The sequence below is a fragment of the Collinsella sp. AM43-1 genome, from assembly GCF_003467925.1.
Lineage (GTDB): Bacteria > Actinomycetota > Coriobacteriia > Coriobacteriales > Coriobacteriaceae > Collinsella.
Window position 1 is genome coordinate 34,468 of sequence record NZ_QSFR01000007.1, and the last position, 19,588, is coordinate 54,055.

Annotated in this window: 12 protein-coding genes, 1 tRNA gene and 1 other RNA gene; 12 read left to right on the forward strand and 2 right to left on the reverse strand. The window is 58.8% G+C overall.

Features of this window, described 5'->3' with window-relative positions:
- The first annotated feature begins 1 nt into the window (after position 1).
- A complete protein-coding gene (locus tag DW925_RS04500) occupies positions 2 to 649 on the forward strand; it encodes a DedA family protein (RefSeq protein ID WP_117790472.1) in 648 nt (215 codons plus the stop codon).
- A 289-nt stretch (positions 650 to 938) separates the two neighbouring features.
- Positions 939 to 1,991, forward strand: a complete 1,053-nt coding sequence (locus DW925_RS04505; protein WP_117790473.1) for a branched-chain amino acid aminotransferase — start codon at positions 939 to 941, stop codon at positions 1,989 to 1,991.
- 561 nt (positions 1,992 to 2,552) lie between these two features.
- On the opposite strand, the gene DW925_RS04510 is transcribed toward DW925_RS04505, so the two are convergent.
- Entirely contained in the window at positions 2,553 to 3,104 is a 552-nt protein-coding gene (locus tag DW925_RS04510) for a LemA family protein (RefSeq protein WP_199577038.1), read from the reverse strand.
- A gap of 211 nt (positions 3,105 to 3,315) precedes the next feature.
- Between DW925_RS04510 and DW925_RS04515 the strand changes: the two genes are divergently transcribed.
- Complete coding sequence (locus DW925_RS04515; protein WP_158565740.1) at positions 3,316 to 3,900, forward strand: TetR/AcrR family transcriptional regulator; 585 nt, start codon at positions 3,316 to 3,318, stop codon at positions 3,898 to 3,900.
- A gap of 3 nt (positions 3,901 to 3,903) precedes the next feature.
- Here DW925_RS04515 and DW925_RS04520 read toward each other — a convergent pair.
- Positions 3,904 to 3,993: transfer RNA gene (locus DW925_RS04520), tRNA-Ser, on the reverse strand.
- Between the two features lie 51 nt (positions 3,994 to 4,044).
- Here DW925_RS04520 and tadA point away from each other — a divergent pair.
- The 9 genes from tadA (at position 4,045) to DW925_RS04565 (ending at position 19,588) form a co-directional block, all read left to right on the forward strand.
- On the forward strand, positions 4,045 to 5,826 hold the full coding sequence (gene tadA / locus DW925_RS04525; protein WP_117790475.1) for a tRNA adenosine(34) deaminase TadA: 1,782 nt from the start codon (positions 4,045 to 4,047) through the stop codon (positions 5,824 to 5,826).
- 452 nt (positions 5,827 to 6,278) lie between these two features.
- Positions 6,279 to 6,374: signal recognition particle sRNA small type (ffs, locus tag DW925_RS04530), an RNA gene on the forward strand.
- A gap of 480 nt (positions 6,375 to 6,854) precedes the next feature.
- Complete coding sequence (locus tag DW925_RS04535) at positions 6,855 to 8,699, forward strand: ABC transporter ATP-binding protein (protein WP_117790476.1); 1,845 nt, start codon at positions 6,855 to 6,857, stop codon at positions 8,697 to 8,699.
- The gene (locus DW925_RS04540; protein ID WP_117790477.1) at positions 8,700 to 10,559 is read left to right on the forward strand and encodes an ABC transporter ATP-binding protein; all 1,860 of its coding nucleotides are present in this window, start codon (positions 8,700 to 8,702) and stop codon (positions 10,557 to 10,559) included.
- A gap of 127 nt (positions 10,560 to 10,686) precedes the next feature.
- Complete coding sequence (bilS, locus tag DW925_RS04545; RefSeq protein ID WP_117790478.1) at positions 10,687 to 11,238, forward strand: flavodoxin family protein BilS; 552 nt, start codon at positions 10,687 to 10,689, stop codon at positions 11,236 to 11,238.
- Between the two features lie 855 nt (positions 11,239 to 12,093).
- Positions 12,094 to 12,606, forward strand: a complete 513-nt coding sequence (locus DW925_RS04550; protein ID WP_158565741.1) for a signal peptidase I — start codon at positions 12,094 to 12,096, stop codon at positions 12,604 to 12,606.
- A 69-nt stretch (positions 12,607 to 12,675) separates the two neighbouring features.
- Positions 12,676 to 13,368 (forward strand): hypothetical protein, encoded by a 693-nt coding sequence (locus DW925_RS04555; protein WP_117790480.1) that lies wholly within the window; start codon positions 12,676 to 12,678, stop codon positions 13,366 to 13,368.
- Between the two features lie 88 nt (positions 13,369 to 13,456).
- Complete coding sequence (locus tag DW925_RS04560) at positions 13,457 to 14,104, forward strand: hypothetical protein (protein WP_117790481.1); 648 nt, start codon at positions 13,457 to 13,459, stop codon at positions 14,102 to 14,104.
- 3 nt (positions 14,105 to 14,107) lie between these two features.
- A complete protein-coding gene (locus DW925_RS04565) occupies positions 14,108 to 19,588 on the forward strand; it encodes a hypothetical protein (RefSeq protein WP_117790482.1) in 5,481 nt (1,826 codons plus the stop codon).

The window sequence follows — 19,588 nt, forward strand, 5'->3', positions numbered from 1 at the left end:
CATGGGTTTCATTAATTTTATCGCCGAGCTGCTTAAGGATCCGCGCACTGCGATCGCCAGCTGGATCGCCGCTGGCCCGCTCATGGCCTACGGCTGCGTGTTCCTAATTATCTTTATCGAGACGGGCGTGGTGTTCTTCCCGTTCCTTCCCGGCGATTCGCTGCTGTTTGCCTCGGGCTTCTTTGCCCACAACGGCGGCTTTAACATCGTGGCCCTGCTGGCCGTCGCATGGGCCGCAGCCATCCTGGGCGATCAGTGCAACTTTATGATCGGCCACTTCTTTGGCCGCAAGATCATCGCCTCGGGCAAGGTAAAGGCCATGACGCCCGAGCGCATCAAAAAGTCCGAGGATTTCCTGGATAAGTGGGGCCATCTGGCCATCTTCCTCGGTCGCTTCTTCCCGTTTATTCGCACCTTTGTGCCTTTTATCGCCGGCATGGGCGGCATGCACTGGCGCAACTTTGTCATCTTTAACGTGCTGGGTGGCATTACCTGGTCGACGGTCTTTACGCTGCTGGGCTACTTCTTTGGCGGCATCCCCTTTGTGCAGGAGCACTTTGAGCTGCTGATTATCGGCATCGTCGCCGTGTCGATTATCCCGACCGTGGTCGGCCTGGTTAAGGCAAAGCTGGGCAAAAAGAACGCCTAGTCCGAGCTAGCGCGCAAACCGTGCCGTTGAGGCCCGTCACCGATTACGGTGGCGGGCCTCTCTAGCTTCGGTCAAATGAAAATACTTTAGTTAGTTAAAGAAAAACGTTTTATCCAACGCATGTGGGGAGTACAATCTCGTGCATGCGAATCGACGTGCCATCGGCTTTGATGCTGTTCGCGTGTCCCGTCCGGCTCTACGCTCCGGGCGTGCGACGTTGCGACGCGGTCGGCCTCGGTCCTTGCGTGCGGGTTCGCGAGTTTGCAACTGTGTATGTAAGGAGCGACATATGACTGTCGAGAAGAAGAATATCGATTGGGGTAGCCTCGGCTTTGGCTACATGAAGACCGATTACAGCTACGAGGCTCATTGGAAGGATGGCGAGTGGGACGAGGGCGGCCTGACCACCGACCACACCCTGCATGTCTCCGAGTGCGGTGGCATCTTCCATTACTGCCAGGAGGTCTTTGAGGGCCTGAAGGCCTACACCGCCGAGGACGGCAGCATCGTCTGCTTCCGTCCCGACATGAACGCCGAGCGTATGTACAACTCTGCGCAGCGCCTCGAGATGCCCCCGTTCCCCAAGGACAAGTTTGTTGAGGCCGTCAAGCAGGTCGTTTCTGCCAACGCCGCCTGGGTTCCGCCCTTCGGCTCCGGTGCAACCCTGTACGTACGTCCGTTTATGATCGGCTCCGGTGACGTGATCGGCGTGGCTCCCGCTCCTGAGTACACGTTCCGTATTCTCGTGACCCCGGTCGGTCCGTACTTTAAGGGTGGCCTCAAGCCCGTCAAGCTGCGCGTTTCCGAGTACGACCGTGCCGCACCGCACGGCACCGGCAACATCAAGGCCGGCCTCAACTACGCCATGTCCCTCAAGCCCACGATGGAGGCTCACCGTGAGGGTTATGCCGAGAACCTGTATCTCGACTCCGAGTCCCGCACCTATGTCGAGGAGACCGGCGGCGCCAACGTGCTGTTCGTGAAGGAGGACGGCACCCTCGTCGTTCCGCAGTCGCACACCGACTCCATCCTGCCCTCCATCACCCGCCGTTCGCTCGTTCAGGTTGCTCAGGACCTGGGCATGACCGTCGATCAGCGTCCCGTCGAGTGGGCTGAGGTCAAGGCCGGTACCTTTGTCGAGTGCGGCCTGTGCGGCACCGCTGCCGTCATCTCCCCGGTCGGCGAGATCGACAACAAGGTTTACGGCGCCGACGAGACCGTGACCTTCCCGGCTGGCTACACCGAGATCGGCCCTGTGATGAAGAAGCTCCGCGAGACCCTGACTGGTATCCAGTCTGGTGCTGTTGAGGACAAGCACGACTGGGTCTATACCGTGGCGTAAGCTGCCATAGCTGTTCGGCCCGAGGGCAACCTTCCTTTCCGGCGCGTCCTCGGACATGAAAGAACCTCCGCTGCGCACTTCGTGCGGCGGAGGTTCTTTCGTCCTGCGGAGTGCGCCGGAAAGGAAGGTTGCCCTCGGGCCTGCGTTACCTCGGCGCTGCCGTTACGGGCAATATAGATCTGAATTAAAGATGGCGAGAGGCCTTTTAGGCCGCGCTTTTGTTTTGGTTCGCGCCATGTGGGGGTGATGGCGACGTGCATTTTTGCGAGTATTCTGCAATCGAAGGCCCCTGCATACCGACCTCGGGCAAAAAATCGGGATTTCTCGATGTTTTCTACGAATGATGGGCGGGGTTATGGGCTGACAGCGTTTGATTTGCAGGGATATTCGCGGTCTTTGGCATTTATCGTGGCGCCCGAAGCCCTTGGTTATGTTGAATACTCCTAAAAATGCACGGCGCTTAGAGGGGGACCTTCGCGAAAAAGGAAACCGCCCCGTCGAAGTATGCATTCGACGGGGCGGTTTATGCATCTACCCGATTAAGGATACGCTGCGGATCTGTTAGAACTTGACGGTCGGGGCCTGGCGGGCTGCTTCGGCGGCCTCGAAGCCCTGGCGCTCCTTAAACTGGAAGATGCCGGCAAAGATGACAGCCGGGAACGTCTGAATGGCGTTGTTGTAGCTGAGCACGCAGTCGTTGTAGCTCTGGCGTGCATAGCTAATCTTGTTCTCGGTATCCTCGAGCGATGTCTGCAGCTGCGTAAAGTTGGTGTTTGCCTTAAGATCGGGATAGGCCTCGGCTACGGCGAAGAGCTGGCGCAGCGCACCGGTCAGCACGTTGTCGGCTTCCATCTTGGCCTCGGGCGTGGTGGCCTTGACGGCGGTGTTACGCGCACTGATCACGGCGGAGAGCGTCTCTTGCTCGTGCTTGGCGTAGCCCTTGACGGTCTCGACCAGGTTGGGGATCAGGTCGTTGCGGCGCTGCAGCTGCGTATCGATGTTCTGCCAGGCGTTATCGATGCGGTTACGCTTGGTGACCATGTTGTTGTAGATGCCGGCGATGGCGCAGACAATCACAATGACAACAACGATGCCGATGATGACGGTAATCATGATGTCTCCGTTTCGAATGGCCGCGGCGGCATGCGCCAGCTGCCGTTGGTATAACGCTACTAGTATACCCGCAACGTTTTGCCGTGCCGAACTTTCCGGTAAGCGTTATGTTTTCGGTGGGGTTGGTACCGGGACAAAGCGCGCGAGGTACAGGTGTAAGATATGCGACAGATTGTCGAGTGTTGTCTTTGCCCTGAGGATGGCGATACCAGTGGACCTTCGCATTAAGAAAACCTACCGCGCCCTGTTCGGTGCCTTCACCGAGCTTCTCGAGGAGCATCGTTTTGAGGACCTGACGGTTGCCATGCTGTGCGACCGCGCCATGATTCGCCGTACGACGTTCTACAAGCACTTTCGCGACAAGAACGATTACTTTGCCTTTTATATCGATGAGCTCATGTCGGGCTTGCCGCAAAAACAGCCCGATGAGGCCGGCGCAGTGTCTGCCGAGGACGTGCGCGCGCTTCGGCACGCGATTTTGGACGATGCCATGGATTTGATTCTGGCGCACGAGCAGCTCATGGATAACATTTTGGCAAGCAGCATGTCGGGCATGTTGACCAACGTTATTTGCGACCGCATTGCCCGCTCCATCCGCGAGCGTGTGATGAACGTGCTTGCCGAGGATGCCCTGGCCCCCGTGTCACTCGAGACGACGTCTGAGTTTGTCGCCGGCGGTATTATTCGACTTTTCACGATATGGTGGGAATCGGGCCACGATCTTGAGCGTCGACCCGAGATGGCCGACGTGGTCGATGCGCTGTTTGAGCGGACCATGACGCCGGTGCATCACTAAAAGTGGCGGAGAGAGGGGGATTCGAACCCCCGGAACGCTCTCGCGCTCAACGGTTTTCAAGACCGCCGCATTCAACCGCTCTGCCATCTCTCCGTGAGTCGTAATGATAGCATCGTTTTGGATTTGCAACAGGGGAGGCGAACGATGACGAGCACCGAAATCGACGAGAAGTTCATGCGCGAGGCGTTGGCGGAGGCGCGAGCCGCCGCGGCGGTGGGCGAGGTTCCCATCGGAGCCGTAGTGGTGCGCGACGGCGAGATCGTCGCGAGGGCGCATAATCGTCGCGAGCTCGACCAGGACCCTTCGGCGCATGCCGAGTTTGCGGCCCTATGCGCCGCCGCTCAGTCGCTTGGACGCTGGCGCCTTTCCGATTGTACGGTCTACGTGACGCTCGAGCCCTGCTGCATGTGCGCGGGGCTTATGGTTAATGCGCGCGTGGGGCGCTGCGTGTACGGCGCGGCCGATGCTAAGGCGGGCGCTCTGGGGTCGCTATACGACCTCAATGCCGATTCGCGCCTGAATCATCGGTTTAATGTGACGGCTGGGGTCTTGGCGGATGAATGCCGCGAGCTGCTGAGTAGCTATTTTGGCGGTCTGCGCGGAGCGGGCGGCGCTGATTGCGGTTGTGGGGCCGATCTTGAAGCACACGCCGCTCACGCCGCGGCGCTTGCAGGTGCCGGTGAGGATGCTGACGCGGCAGTTGACTTTGGTCCTGCGTGCCGCCGGCCCCGCCGTGTGCTGCTGGCGATTGACTCCTTTAAGGGCAGCGTGTCGAGCGCGCAGGCGGAGGCGGCAGTTGCCGGGGGCGTGCGCCGCGTGTGGCCCGATGCCCAAGTAAGCGCGCTGCCGCTGGCGGATGGCGGTGAGGGAACGCTCGATGCCGTTGCCGCGTGCGGCGGTGAGATTGTGACCTGCGAGGTGGCAGGTCCCTTGGGCAAGCGCGTGGCTGCCCGGATGCTGGTGGACGGCGAGCACGAGTCGGCTGTCATTGAGATGGCCGAAGCCGCGGGCATCGGGTACTCGCCGTGCACGGAGTCGGCGGCGTTGGCCGCGACGACCTATGGCGTGGGCGAGCTGATGCTTCGTGCGGTTCGCGCGGGGGCGAGGACCCTATATATGGGACTGGGCGGCAGCGCCACCAACGACGGTGGCGCCGGCATGCTGCAAGCGCTGGGCGCGCGTCTTGTCGATGACCGTGGCTGCAATATCGCTCCCGGTCTTGCGGGCCTTGAGCAGGTGGCGAGCGTTGATTTGGCGCCAGCGCTGCAGGCTTTGGATGGCGCGCGTGTCGTGGTGCTTTCCGATGTCGAAAACCCGCTCGTGGGGCGTCGCGGGGCACTTGCGGTGTTTGGCGGGCAAAAGGGCCTGCCGACAGACGATGTCGAAGCACTGAGCGGGTACGACGGCTGGATGGTCGGCTACGGCCGCCTGCTCGATACGGCGATTGCCGAGGCACGGGTTCAGAGGTTACTGCGCGCGCCCGAGGGCGCGCGGACATTTGGTTCGGTGCTCGGTGTGCCCGGTGCGGGCGCGGCGGGCGGTCTGGGCGCCGCGCTGCTGGCGCTCGGTGCGGAGCTGCGCTCGGGTGTGGAGACGGTGCTCGATCTCGTGGGGTTTGACGAGCGTGTACGCGATGTCGATCTGGTCATAACGGGCGAGGGCAATATGGACGATCAATCCGCTGCCGGTAAGGCGCCGGTGGGTGTGGCCCGCCGTGCCAAGCGCTATAGCAAGCCGGTGGTCGCCGTCGTGGGCGGTCGCGCTGACAACCTGGATGCGGTGTATGAGCAGGGCGTCGACCTGGTTTTGACGATCTGCCGCAAGCCCATGGGCCTTGAGCTGGCGCTCGATCCCCAAGAAGCCATAACCAACCTTATCTGCGCCGGCGAGTCTGCCGCTCGATCCTACGACCTCGCCCGCCTCTAAAACCTATCTCTCTATAAGTTGCGGTGAAATACGGAGTGTTTTTGCCTTTAAGGTGCCAATTCAGTCCGTATTCCACCGCAACTTCGTGAATGGTCATCCGAGGCTGGTCGACATGGGTTTCGAGTCGGACCGTCCGCTACGAAATGCGGCCATCTACTACGTTTAACCGGCCACCCTCGACTATCTCTGAATTTGCAAAAATGAAACCGCAGGTAGAGAGCTTGCTGATTTCCGAAAAAGTCGGCTATGGTCGACCCCTGCGACCAAAACGTAGTAGATGGGCCCTTTTCGTGGCGCAGCACCAGATCAGTCTTTTTGGGACGGGGCTTTCTTGGCCACTTTCGTCACCCTGATGTCCCCAGTCAAAAAGTAGTCAAAAAAGCCTCGTCCCAAATTAGCTGTCTTGCCCCATCGGGCGGGAGCAGGTAATATATATCGAGCGCCTAGCGCGTTCGATGGGTTCGGATGACGACATGTTCCGAATCTGGTCAGGTCCGGAAGGAAGCAGCCATAAGGAGCCTCTGTCGGGCATCCGAATCCATCGAGTGCACGGGCTTTCTTTTTGCGCGGTTTTACCAAACCGCGCAATGCTCGACGCTGCGCGCCACCCAGAGCGACAATTTGTCATTCAAAAGGCACGGCATGACCAGAAGGTCTATGCCGTGCCTTTTTCATGCCAACTTGTTCGCTCTGGGTGGCGCTCGCTGACTTTGCCAAAACATAGGCGGCCACGTGGTCCGGGCGTGATGGAGTGGTGTCTCGCTGGTCCTCGGCTTCGCCTGCGGGATCGCTCGACTACCAAGCGCCCTGCCGGCACTCGCGGGTAGCCGACCAAAACTGCCTGAAGGGTCACATTTATCTGATAATTGAATCCCTGGTGTTATGTCGCTCGCTGGCTGCGCCAAAACTGTGACGTTTTTTTACCACCGCTCAAGACTCTTCTGTAACGAGTTGCTTACGCATCTTCAGGGTTCGCCGTACTATCATGAATCAGATTGAAGAGAGATGATGATAGGGAGCGCCTTTTTATGATTGAGTTGCTCAGGCGTTTTGGTGGTAAGTTTCGCCGATATATGGTGATCGGCCCTGCGTGCAAGTTGATCGAAGTGATCTTTGACCTGCTGACGCCGCTGGTGATTGCCCAGATGATCGATAAGGGCATTGGCTCGCACGACGTGGACGCCGTCGTCCACTACGGCATGGTGCTTGCCGCCATGGCCGTGATCGGCATCTCGTTTACGCTCGTCTGCCAAAAGATGGCGGCGCTCACCTCGCAGGGCATGGGTACTGACATTCGCGGCGCACTCTACCAGCACATCAACAAGCTGAGCTATGCCGAACTCGATCGCTTTGGCACGCCGTCGCTCATCACGCGTATCACCAACGATGTCAACCAGGTGCAGCTTGCCGTGGCGCTGGGCGTGCGCATGCTCATCCGCTGGCCCTTCTTGGCGGTGGGCTCTATGTGCGCGGCCCTTGCCATCGACCTTAAGCTCGGCATGATCTTTTTGATTTGCACGCCCGCCATCGGCCTGGTGTTTTGGTTTGTCATGGCGCGCTGCATTCCCTACTACAAGCAGCTGCAGGCAAAGCTCGACCGCATCGCGCTTATCTGCCGCGAGGGGCTTTCGGGCGCCCGCGTTGTTCGCGCCTTTGTGCGTGAGGACCACGAGCGCGAGCGTTTTGCCCAAGCCGCCGATGACCAGGCCAATACCGCCATCGCGGTGGGCAAGCTCTCGTCAATCCTTAATCCCGTCACGTTTTTGGTGATGAACCTGGGCGTGTGCGCCATCCTGTGGGTGGGTGGCATCCAGGTCAACGTGGGTGAGCTCACGCAGGGTCAGGTCATGGCGTTTGTGAACTACATGACGCAGACCCTGACCTCCATCGTGTACGTCGCCAACCTGGTTGTGGTCTTTACCAAGGCGAGCGCCAGTGCGTCGCGTATCAACGAGGTGCTCAATTGCGTGCCGAGCATCACCGACGAGGGCAACCAGCCGGTCGCGCTGCCCAAGCCGGGCAATGCCGCCCCAGTTCCCGCGCTGAGCTTTGACCATGCGAGCTTCTCCTTTGGCGCGGGCGCGGCAAATGCCGTCAACGATGTGACCCTGGAACTCCCACTGGGCAAGACGCTCGGCGTTATCGGCGGCACGGGCAGCGGCAAGTCCACACTCGTCTCGCTTATCTCGCGCCTGTACGATGCGGGCACCGGCAGTGTGAGCGTGATGGGCGCCGACGTGCGTGCCTGGCCGCTCGATCAGCTGCGCCATGTGGTCGCGACCGTCCCGCAACGCGCGTCGCTGGTGAGCGGCACGATCCGCAGCAACCTGACCTGGCGTGACGAGGCGGCGACCGACGAGGAGCTCTGGGCGGCGCTCGATATGGCGCAGGCCAGCGAGTTCGTGCGTAACAAGCAGCAGGGCTTAGATGCTCCGGTCGAGGCGGGCGGTAAGAACTTCAGCGGTGGCCAACGCCAGCGCCTGACCATTGCGCGCGCTCTGGTGGGCTCGCCGCAGATCCTGATTATGGATGACTCCGCCTCGGCGCTCGACTTTAAGACCGATGCGGCGCTTCGCCATGCCATTCGCGAACGAAGCATGCGCGGTGCCGCCGAGGGTGGGCTGCCGCTGACCACGTTGATTGTGAGCCAGCGCGTCTCGACCGTGCGCGACGCCGACATGATCTGCGTGCTCGATCACGGCTCGGTCGCGGGCCTGGGCACGCATGACGAGCTGTACGCAAGCTGCCAGCTCTACCGCGAAATCTGTCAGTCGCAGCTTCGCCGTGAGGAGCTCGAGGGTCAGCAGGGGAGTATGGCGCCCACACCCGCCCCGACTGCCCCTGCGCCTATCTGCACAAAGGAGGGCTGCTAGATGAATCCGTATACTTCCTCCGGTTCGGTCGCCACGATGACCGCTAACGTGTCCGGCAACGATAACCTTAACGACCTGGGCGACGGTCCGCGCCAACCCGGTGATCCCGAGCGCTATCCCGTGGGTGCGGTGACCCGCCGCCTGCTGGGCTATGTTCGCCCGCACCGCGTCTCGTTTGCGGCTTCGTTTGTGAGTGCCGCCATCTCCGTTATCCTGCAGCTCTACACGCCCATCCTCATCGGCGAGGGCATCGACCTCATCGTTGCCGCCGGGCAGGTGGACTTTGACGCGCTGCTGCCGCTCGTCACCAAACTCGCGATTGTCGTCGTAGGTGCCGCGGCCTTCCAGTGGCTGCAGGGCTATTGCGTCAACCGCCTGTCCTACGAAACGGTGCGCGACATGCGCGTGGAGGCGAGCGACAAGCTCAGCCGCATGCCGCTCAGCTTTATCGACAGCCATGCCCACGGCGACCTTATGAGTCGCGTGGTCAACGACGTCGATCAGGTGGGCGACGGTCTGCTGCAGGGCTTCACGCAGCTCTTCACCGGCGTCATCACCATCGTGGGCACGCTCGCGTTTATGCTCTCCATTAACCTGACCATGACGCTCGTGGTGGTACTCGTCACGCCGCTTTCCATTTTTGCAGCCGGCGCCATCGCCAAGCTTTCCAACAAAAGCTTTACGGCGCAGCAGCGGATTCAAGGGCAGCTCGGTGGTCATATCGAGGAGTACGTAGGCGAGCAGAAGCTTGTCGACGCCTTTGCCTATGGTCCCAACGCCCAGCAGCGCTTCGATGCCCTCAATGCCGAGCTTTACACCGCGGGCGAGCGCGCGCAGTTTATGGGCTCGCTCTCCAACCCCGGCACGCGCTTTATCAACAACATCATCTATGCCGTGGTCGCTGTGATCGGCTGCGTGGGCGTGATCACGGGCGTGCCTGCGGCGCTCACGGTGGGCGGCGTGCAGATCTTCCTGTCCTACGCCAACCAGTACACCAAGCCGTTCAACGAGGTCACCAACGTCATTACGCAGATCCAGACCGCGTACGCCTCGGCGCGCCGCATGTTTGCGCTGCTCGATGCGCGCGAGCAGGAGCCCGACGCTGTGGATGCCATTGAGCTCACCATCCCGAAGGGCGAGGTTTCGTTTGAGCATGTGGACTTTAGCTATGTGCCCGACCGCAAGCTGCTGCAGGATATCTGCATCGAGGCCAAGTCCGGCATGCGCTTTGCCCTCGTTGGCCCCACGGGCTGCGGCAAGACAACGCTCATCAATTTGCTGCTGCGGTTTTACGATATCGATGCCGGGTGCATCTTGGTGGACGGTCGCTCGTCGCGCGACTACACACGCTCGAGCCTGCGCCGTGCTTTTGGCATGGTGCTGCAGGATACCTGGCTGTTCGAGGGCACGGTGGCGGACAACATCGCGTACGGTTGCCCGGATGCCACGCGCGAGCAGATCATCGAGGCCGCCAAGCGCGCGCATGCGCACAAGTTTATCGTGCAGCTGCCAGGCGGCTACGATACGGTGATCGGCGAGGACGGCGGAACGTTTAGCCAGGGTCAAAAGCAGCTGCTGTGCATCGCGCGCGTCATGCTCACCGACCCGGCTATCTTGCTGCTGGACGAGGCGACGTCGAGCATCGATACCCGCACCGAACTGCAGGTGCAGGCGGCATTTGACGAGCTCATGGCCGGTCGTACCAGCTTTGTTGTGGCGCATCGCCTTTCGACGATTCGCAACGCCGACTGCATTCTGGTCATGCGCGACGGCCAGATTATCGAGCGGGGCACGCACGATGAGCTGCTGGCGGCAGACGGCTTCTATGCCGAGCTCTACCGCAGCCAGTTCGCCCAGTGAGCAAGCCCGTGGGGCAAATGAATCAATCGACAGACGGTGGTTTACATCTGTCACGTTAGTACTAAGATATTCATCTAATAAATTGCATTAATGGCTCGAGTTTCGGGGGAAACGAGGCAACGTGACTATGACGTGCTCTTTGGTGGTCAACAGCAAGAGCGGTAATACCAGGATGGTTTCGGGGGCGATCAAGCGCGCCCTGCAGGCTGCGGGCGTTGAGTTTGTCCACGCCGCGGCGTTGAGCGACGATGCGGACGCAGATCAGGTTGCGCTCGAGGCGCAGGGCGCCTGCGCGGCCGACACGGTGCTCGTCGGTTTTTGGTGCGACAAGGGCGCGTGCACGCCTTCGGTCGCGGCGTTGCTTTCCGCCCTGCATGGCAAGCGCGTTTTTTTGTTTGGCACCTGCGGCTTCGGTGCCGACCAGAGCTATTATCAGCAGATTATCGATCGCGTGACCTCCAATTTGGCCAATGATGCCGAGCTTGTAGGCTGGGCGATGTGCCAGGGCAAGATGGGTCCCGCGGTTAAGCAGCGCTACGAGGCAATGCTCGAGCAAGATCCCGAAAACGCCCGATTTAAGATGCTGCTCGACAACTGGGTTGCCGCGAAGGACCATCCCACCAAGGAAGATATGGATAACATGGCTGCAGCCGCAAAAAAGGCCGTTTTGGGCGAATAACTTCGCCGCTTGCGGTGCCGCGCGTTCAATCGTACAAACGTGAAAGCCTCGAGATTCTCGGGGCTTTTTTCATGACACGAGGGCGCCCCTTTATTGATGGAAGGCCTAATAAGCTGATTGTTCTATGCCCGGATGTGTGCGGAGTGGGATGGGATTTCCGGATGGGTGGGGTTGCGGAAGCTGCGTCCCGGAATTTGCCTTTGGAATGGGATGCGGTTTCCCGTTGAGGGGCTCTGTGGAAACCGCATCCCAGTTTTCGGCCGAGAAATGGGATGCCGTTTCCGGTTGAGGGCCTTGGCGGAAAGTGCGACCCGGAATTTGTGATCGGAGTGGGATGTGGTTTCCCAACGGGGGCACAAGCGGAAGCCGTATCCCACTCCGGACGTGAATTCTGGGACACGGTTCTCAGAGGATTATGGGCTGCGAACTACATGGGGCTGTCATAAAACTCCGGCAAAGGGGGGTCGGAAATAAATGACACTTCCAGTAGTTTGTTTTAATGTGGGGGGGGGGTACCATTATTTTAGTTTCGCAAAAAACGAACCTTCTATGGGGAAGTTGCGTAGGGGGTTAGTCGTAAGTATTGGATAAAACAGACTAATTTGGGGATAAATGACCACTTACGCCAAAATAAGTAGCATTTAGCGATAAAACATTGAAAAATATGTAGCACATCGCTATGTTTTTATTACGAAAAGATTCCAAATTGGCTTATTTCGGACTCACTTTTCAAGCGCCTTGCGGTTCCTGTTGAAACTTGCTGACCTTTGGATGGGTCGAATAGGTCCTCAAGGGGGATGAATTATCACTTTGACGGCGCGTAGACTCAAACGATTTATTACGCTTTTGAGTAGCTTGGCGTTCGCGCTTGTCATAGCCCTTGCCGTTGTTTCTTTTGTGCCTCGCGCATTTGGATACACGCCCTTTGCTGTGCTTTCGGGCTCTATGGAACCCGAGCTTCCCGTTGGCTCCATGGTGTTTGTCCGCCAGGTTGAGCCAACGGATATTGCCGTGGGCGACAATGCAACCTTTTACCGATCGGACGGCGCCGTGGTGACGCACCAGGTGTACGAGATCGACCCTGTGGCGCAGATGATCGGCACGCAGGGAATTGCGAACAAAAATGCAGACGGAAGCATCATGCACGATGCCGAGCACACGCCTTTTTCGAGTGTTATCGGCACTGTTTCTTTTTGTGTCCCTTACCTGGGCTTCGTTAACGCATATTGCACGACGATGCCCGGTTTGCTTGTCGTGGTGGCCGTTCTGGCGCTGCTGATCACGGCGTCGATAGTGCTCGATCGGATGGTTCCCGACGAGCCTGCGGGCAAGCATACCCGCGTGCATGCGAGGGAGCGGCGTTCATAGCGGCAGGGAAAAGCGTCGGCGGCGGTAGGGGCCGTTGCCGGGGAAACGATTCTCGAAAGGAAGAGAACGATGGAAAACAAGAAGAAAAAGCGCTACGGCATCATTGCCGCCCTGTTGCTGTTGGTGCTGGCTGCCGGCGTGGGTACCTATGCATGGCTGACGGCGCAGTCGAGCCTGACCAACAACTTCACTACTGCGGGCATCAACCACCCCACCACTAATCCTGATAATCCGGATCAGCCGATTCCGGATGACAAGACTAAGGTCAACGGCAATCTGACCGAGACTAACTGGGTTGCGGACTCCAAGCTCGCCCCTGGCGTGTCTGTTCCTAAGAATCCTAATGTCGGTATTGGCAAGGGGTCCGAAAACGCTTATGTGTACGTTTTCGTGAAGAACGAGACAGCGTCTGCTGGGACTGCTGATTCCAAGACGACTTACTTCACCATTAACAAGGGTTGGAAGGCCGTTGAGGCGACCGCTGTTGAGGACGAACCGACTCATTATCTCGGTGGCCTTTTCGTTTATGTTGGCAATGAGACCGAGGCCACTCCTCTTATTGCCAGCAAGACCGGGGACAAGTGGACCGGTCAGCTGTTCGACCAGGTGACTACGCCCAAGGAGACTGAGCAAAAGGATTTCGCCAATCCTGCCACGATGAAGGTCAACTGCTTTATTTACGCAGCAGATAACACTACTGAGGGTTCGTCTGCGTCTGCTTTGACTGCTGCCAAGGCCTGGGCTGCCAAGTTGCAGCAGTAACCCCACCCCCCACTGAGATCTCGGCCCGCCCCCACCCCTATATTCGGGCCGGGATCTCGGTCCCCCCTATCGACGACTGGCGAACGTAATGCTCAACAATCCTTCCGACAATCAGAAACGCACCTTGGCGCTTGCCGCGATGGCGCTGTTGGCCCTGGCGTGCCTGTGCGGCACGCTGGCTTTTACCGTTGATATGGTTCCGGCGAACAACGTCCTATCGTTTGGCAGCGTGAAGGTACGAGTCTGCGAATACACCCTCAACGTGCAGGGCGAGGAGATTCCGTTTGATCCCAACGAGCACGGTGACTATCCCGACACCAAGGCCGGGGGTTCTGACATCAGCCGCATTGTGCGCGTGGAGAACGTCGGCGCGCAGCCTGAGTACGTTCGCGCGCGTCTGCGCATGACGTCGGTGGCGCCCGACGGTTCGAGCGCGGATGCTTCGGGCAGCGTTGCGTTTCATGTGAACGCGGGCGAGGGGTCCCCGTGGATCGATGGCGGCGATGGGTGGTACTACTACCGCGGATTGGCCGGGCGTGGCGGCACGCTCGACCCCGGTGCCATGACGGAAAGCCTCATGGACTCGCTGCGCTTTGTGGGCGACTACCACGATGCCGCGCGCGGCGGCTCATTCAGGCTCGATATCGATGTTCAGGCCGTGCAGGCCAAAAACCAGCAGGCAAGCGATACCGTCCTCGACGTGCTTGACGTCGCGGGCTGGCCGGAGGCGAACTAGCCTATGAAGATCAAGAACATGAACCGGGGCGTGCTTAGCAGGCTAGTTGCCGTCGCGGCGATTGCCCTTTGCTGCGTTATGGCGCTGCCAACGGTGGTGCATGCCGAGGACGTGCCCGAGAACACAAACGAATACCACATCAAAAACGCGAACGACTTTTTGGTGTACGTGGCGCTTTCGCGTGAGCGCGATACGTCCGGCTGGCGCGTTTATCTCGATAACGATATCGTGCTTAATGATGACGACATGAAGACCATTGTCTCGCACACCGTTAAGCATCTGTCGTTTGGCAACAAGGAGCATCCGTTTAAGGGCGTGTTCGATGGTCAAAACCACACCGTTGAGGGCCTGAGCTACGATAAAGACGCTTTTGACCCCGAGCGCGATACGGGATTTTTTGCCGAGACCAACGGTGCCACCATCAAAAACTTCCTGGTCAAGGACGCCAACGTGTGGGCGGACTTCCGCGGTGGCATTATCGTGGGCAAGGCCGTCAAAACGCGCTTCGAAAACGTTATGGTCATGGAGAGCACGCTGCACGTGACCTGCGCCAACAATGCTCTCAACCTCATTACCAACGCAGGCTTTGAGGGCGGTCTCATCGCCGGCGAGCTCGACGGCTGCACCCTCTACAACTGCGAGGTCCGTGGCGGCCGTGCCGTCAACAATACGACCTCGGGCGTGCAGGCGCTCGGCGGTGAGGGTCTGTATATGGCGGCGTTTGCCGGCTATGTTACAAATTCGACGATTGAGTACTGCCGCGTTACACCTACGCGCAAGAAGGACGGCTCGATTGCCGCGAATGGCATGACCGACGTCACCAATAAGTACGACGTGGCTGTTGGCGCTCTGGGCGGCAACAACGTGTATGCCTCGGGTTTTGTGGGCTGCATGGCGGGTAACGCCAAGATTATCGACTGCTTCTCGACGGCGCAGTGCTACAGCTATGCCGCGTCGTACGTGGGCGTTGTCTCCGTGACGCGCGCATGGACGGGTGGCCTGGCGGGTCGTATTCTGACGGCCGAGGGCAACGAGCTCGTTCGCAGCCATTTTGCGGGTGACTTGAGCTCGCGTCAGTACAATCCCATCGCCGTGATCCCCATCATTCAAAACGATGTGAACCTGGGCGGTATTGCTGCGCGCGCCAACAAGGGTGACGCCACGGTTACCGAATGCTACTTTAAGCCGAGCGTGAGCCTTTCTGGCAACAGCCAGGGCAACCCTGCTAAAAAGAAAATCCCCTCGTTTGGCGGCGATGGCACCACCAAGGGTGATGGCTATGGTCCATGGGATGACGAGCGCTACACCACGCGCGAGCTGTGGGAAGAGCACGACTACGACTTCTGTGCCGGCACCATGCGCTCGACTGCTAACGACGGGACCCTGGATGGCCCGCACCCCAATGAGTGGGCGATGGATTACAAACTGAATATTCCTGTGCATGGCCAGAGCGTTAAGGCGACGATCGATTTTCCCGGTGCGGGTACCGCGACAATTACGGCAACCAAACTCGGTATTGATCAAGCGGCCTCGGATCCGTACGCCTTTGCCGTGAGCGCCGTGCTGGCGGGAACGGCCCAGGGCTTGGCCCAGGGCGATACATCGGTGACGTTTAGGCAGGATACCTCCGCAAAGCCCAAGGGCTTGACCGATGCCAACGGCGGTTATCGCTTCATGGGCTGGTTCCGCGAGTCCGGAGTCAATGTGAACCGTATCGATGCCGATAACGCCTGGTTTAACGGCAAGACCGATGCCGATGCCGTTAAGGCTGGCAAGCAGGTCCAGAAGAACGAAGCGCACGAGATAACGTCGACCTATACCGCCGATAACGCGAAGGGGGCCGAGGCCTTTAAGGGCAACGACCTGTTTATTGCTTCGTACGAGGCGCAGGTACTGTTCTATAACGTCAAGGGCGAGACGCTCGCGTGGCAGAGCGGCGAGGAGCACGACAAGTCGACGGACTGGTACCGCTATGGCGTCGGTTTAACGCCGGCTGCCCCTGCGGACCGCGGCACTCTTTCCGCCAGCGCCACCTTTATCGGTTGGACGACGCAGCCGAGTGGCGAGGCCGGGATGCATGGCGGTTACGCGGCCATCACCTCGCCTAAGCTTGCCGAGCTAAAAAACGCCGGTGCGTTCTATCCTGCCGGCACCGAGATCACTGTGCTTGGTCCTACCGATTTTTATCCGGTGTACACCGACTATGTGTCGAACATCATGACGGTGTTTGAGGGCAATGAGCAGGATGCAACCGACGATCAGACTCGGCGCGACGGTGTGGGCAAAACTGACGTTAAGGTTGAGACTGCCGAGGATGGCACAAGCGCGTATACCGTACGGGTGCTCGACGTATCCGGTAAAGCTATATCCGAGGAGGGCCAGCTGCCCGACGGCTATCGTTTCCTGGGTTGGTATGAAAACAAGGGAACCGAGGATGCCCCGCTCGAGGTGCGCGTAAGCCGCGATCCCAGCTATACGCTCCCCACCGATGTCGATTTAACCGCGCCGCATACCTACATCGCCCGCTTTGAGTACCGAGTGGATTATTACGTTCGGGCTTATACCAACCATGAGTTTACGGACAGCAAGCTACTTTGTTCCGTTTGGAATCGCTATCAAACGCCCTTTGAGGAAAACGTCGGTAGTACCTTCGTGCGTGAAAACGTCGTCCACTGGGGCCCGGAGCATGTTGACCACGGTATAAAGGATAGTTATGAAACGTGTGGCACGCGCTTCACGAAGGAAACCCTTGTCGTGAGTCCCCTTAACGCGTACTCGCACAACGTTAAAAACGATACGGGAGCCGATACTCTAAAAAACCTCTATGCCGATACCGATTTTCCAGGCGCTGCAACGCTAAGCGATACTTGGACTTCGGCTTCGCTGAACGTAACGGTCAAACCGGTGAATGATCGCTATCGCCTGAATTTCTGGACGCTTGAGCGCGATGGTGAATATTGGACATATGTGAAAAATCCCATCGAGAGCATGGTGCGTACAGATAAGAAGTACTACGTTCGCGCGATGATTACCACGGACGTTAATTTCTACAACAAGGGCGATAATGTCGTGAGGACTGCCACGCGGCGCTATGAGAGTAACTTGCTGCAGACCAAGGTGAACGGGGCGGATCCGACGTTCACGTATTACTACCCGCATGTTAATAAGTCGGTTAAAGTGGCCGAAAAGCCAGAAGATGGTGAGAAGGGATCGTATGAGAGCCCCCTGACCCTCGAAGCCTCTCCGACCGATGCCGACATGGCCGTGCCGGGCTATAAGTTCCTGGGCTGGATTTCGACCGCCGAGGTCAAGAAGGATTCTGCCGTCTGGGACTATATCTACGATGTCAAGGGTGATTCCTTCACCACTTCTGACCCGGATAAGGCCGAACCGTATCTGGTGAAACCAGATTTTAAGGTCACCCAGTGGCAGGATGCCTATCCGGTGTACGCAAAGTACAACGTCAACTACACTACCAATCTGCACCGCGCCGGTTTTGACGGCACTTCTGAAGTCAACGTGCCCAAGTACGACATCGTTCCCGTTATCAATGCGGGCGCTGGCCCCGCCACGGCAACGGTGACCCCTGACGTCACGATGCCGGTTTATAAAGCAGGCGGTAAGCTGTATGAGTTGCAGAAGGTTGAGATCGAGCTTCCGAATGGCGAGATCAAGACGCTTCCCTACGATGTGGAGCATGGTACTTGCTCTTATCCGGTGGAACCTGGCGGAGCCTATACATTCGTGGCGTACTATTCGCCGTTGGCGGTCGTGTACCATCTCAATGCCAAAGATGTGGACGGCAAAGTTGCCCAGAAAGGCGATACGCTCGGCAACCTTGATGGCGGCATCCCGAAGCCCACTTATGACGTCCGCACTATCGATGGGGATACAGGTAAGTTCAACGTCTTCGTGGGCTGGACGGAAGCCCAGCCGGCACCTGGCAAGGGCTATGTCGCTTGGTCGGAGGGCATCCGTATGGTGAGTGCCTCTACCGTGGTCAAGGCCCCCATGGAGCTGTACCCGGTCTACCGTCCCAGCCTGGTTACCGTTCAATCGAACATCGACTTAAATCTCGCGAATCCTGCTCTTGTCCGCGGTCTCGGCCGTACTGATTCCGGCGACCAGATTTCTCTTGAGGTCAAGGCTGTCAAGGAGGTTTCGGGCATTGACGGCACCAAGTACGACTTTGTCGGCTGGTCGCGTGACTATACATCCGATGGCAACTACACCCTGATGACCGATGAGGAGAAGTATCCCCTCGAGGGTAATGAGCCCTTTAAGAACGTGACCTACACTGCGGTGTACAAGATTGCGCCGTATAAGGTGCGCTATCACGGTATCGACGGGTCGGTCATCTTTACGGCGACCGTCGACTCGGGCGATGAGCGCGCACAAGACGGCAAGTCCGGTTTTATCCACACGGTCGATGTCCCTAAAATGGGCGAGAGCGGCAACCCCGTCTATGACAAGGACGGCAACCCCGTGATGGAGCAAAAATCCGTGGCATATGACCCGGATGCCCACTCCAAGATCGTTGCGCTGCTCGATGAGCAGGCGGCCGCCAATGGCGATATGCGTGAGCTCTTCTTGGAGTGGCGATATGTGGGCGCCGATGGTGATACGAAGCCTTGGGATGTGTTTAAGGACGAGCCAATTAAGGGCGACATGGACCTGTATCCCGTTACATATCGCGTGGTTGCCAAAGATACGTCTGATCCCGCGAAGTCCGAAACCATGACCGCCCAGCTTAAGTGGCTGCTCGATCCCGCCGCCGCCAACACCGTCGATGACAGTGCCGACAAGGCGCCGTTTAAGGTCTGCTTTGCCAAGCCGTTTATGGGAACGCGGCTGACCGTTACGGTAATGCGGGCAAGCTACGGGCCTGGTACAGAGGGTGTTTCTGTGGCGGAAGAGCCCGTAAACGGCAAGTTTGTCTCGCTCTACAGCCTTGGTTCGGGTGACGGCTCGTTCGACCTGGCCAACCGTCTGGAGTCCAAGAAGACGGGCGAGGGCGATCAGGGCCCCGGCAAAGCCGTGTTCAACTTTGCCCAGACTCATGCGCTGACGATCGTTAAAAAGACGACCGATGCCAGCGCTATGGGGCAAACGTTCCGCTTTAAGGTAACGCGAAAGATGTCGCAGGATTCTCCTGCCGAGACGCGCATGGTCGAGGTGAAAGTTAGCGAGCAGCGCGACGAAAACGGTGAAACTTGCTATGTCGGCAGCGTGCAGTTCGCCGCTCCGGCTGGCATCTATACCGTCGAGGAAGATACGGCTTGGGCATGGCGCTACCAGGGTGAGCTGAGCACGCCGGGCAAGGCGCCCGGTAAAACTGCCGAGCTGACGATTTCGTCTGCATCGAGCGCGAACGATGCCACGTTCACCTGCACGAACACGCGTGTGAACGACAAATGGATCGACGGCAGCGATCGTGCCCATAACGTTTGGAGCAACGGCAACGTAGCAAAGAAGGAGGATTAG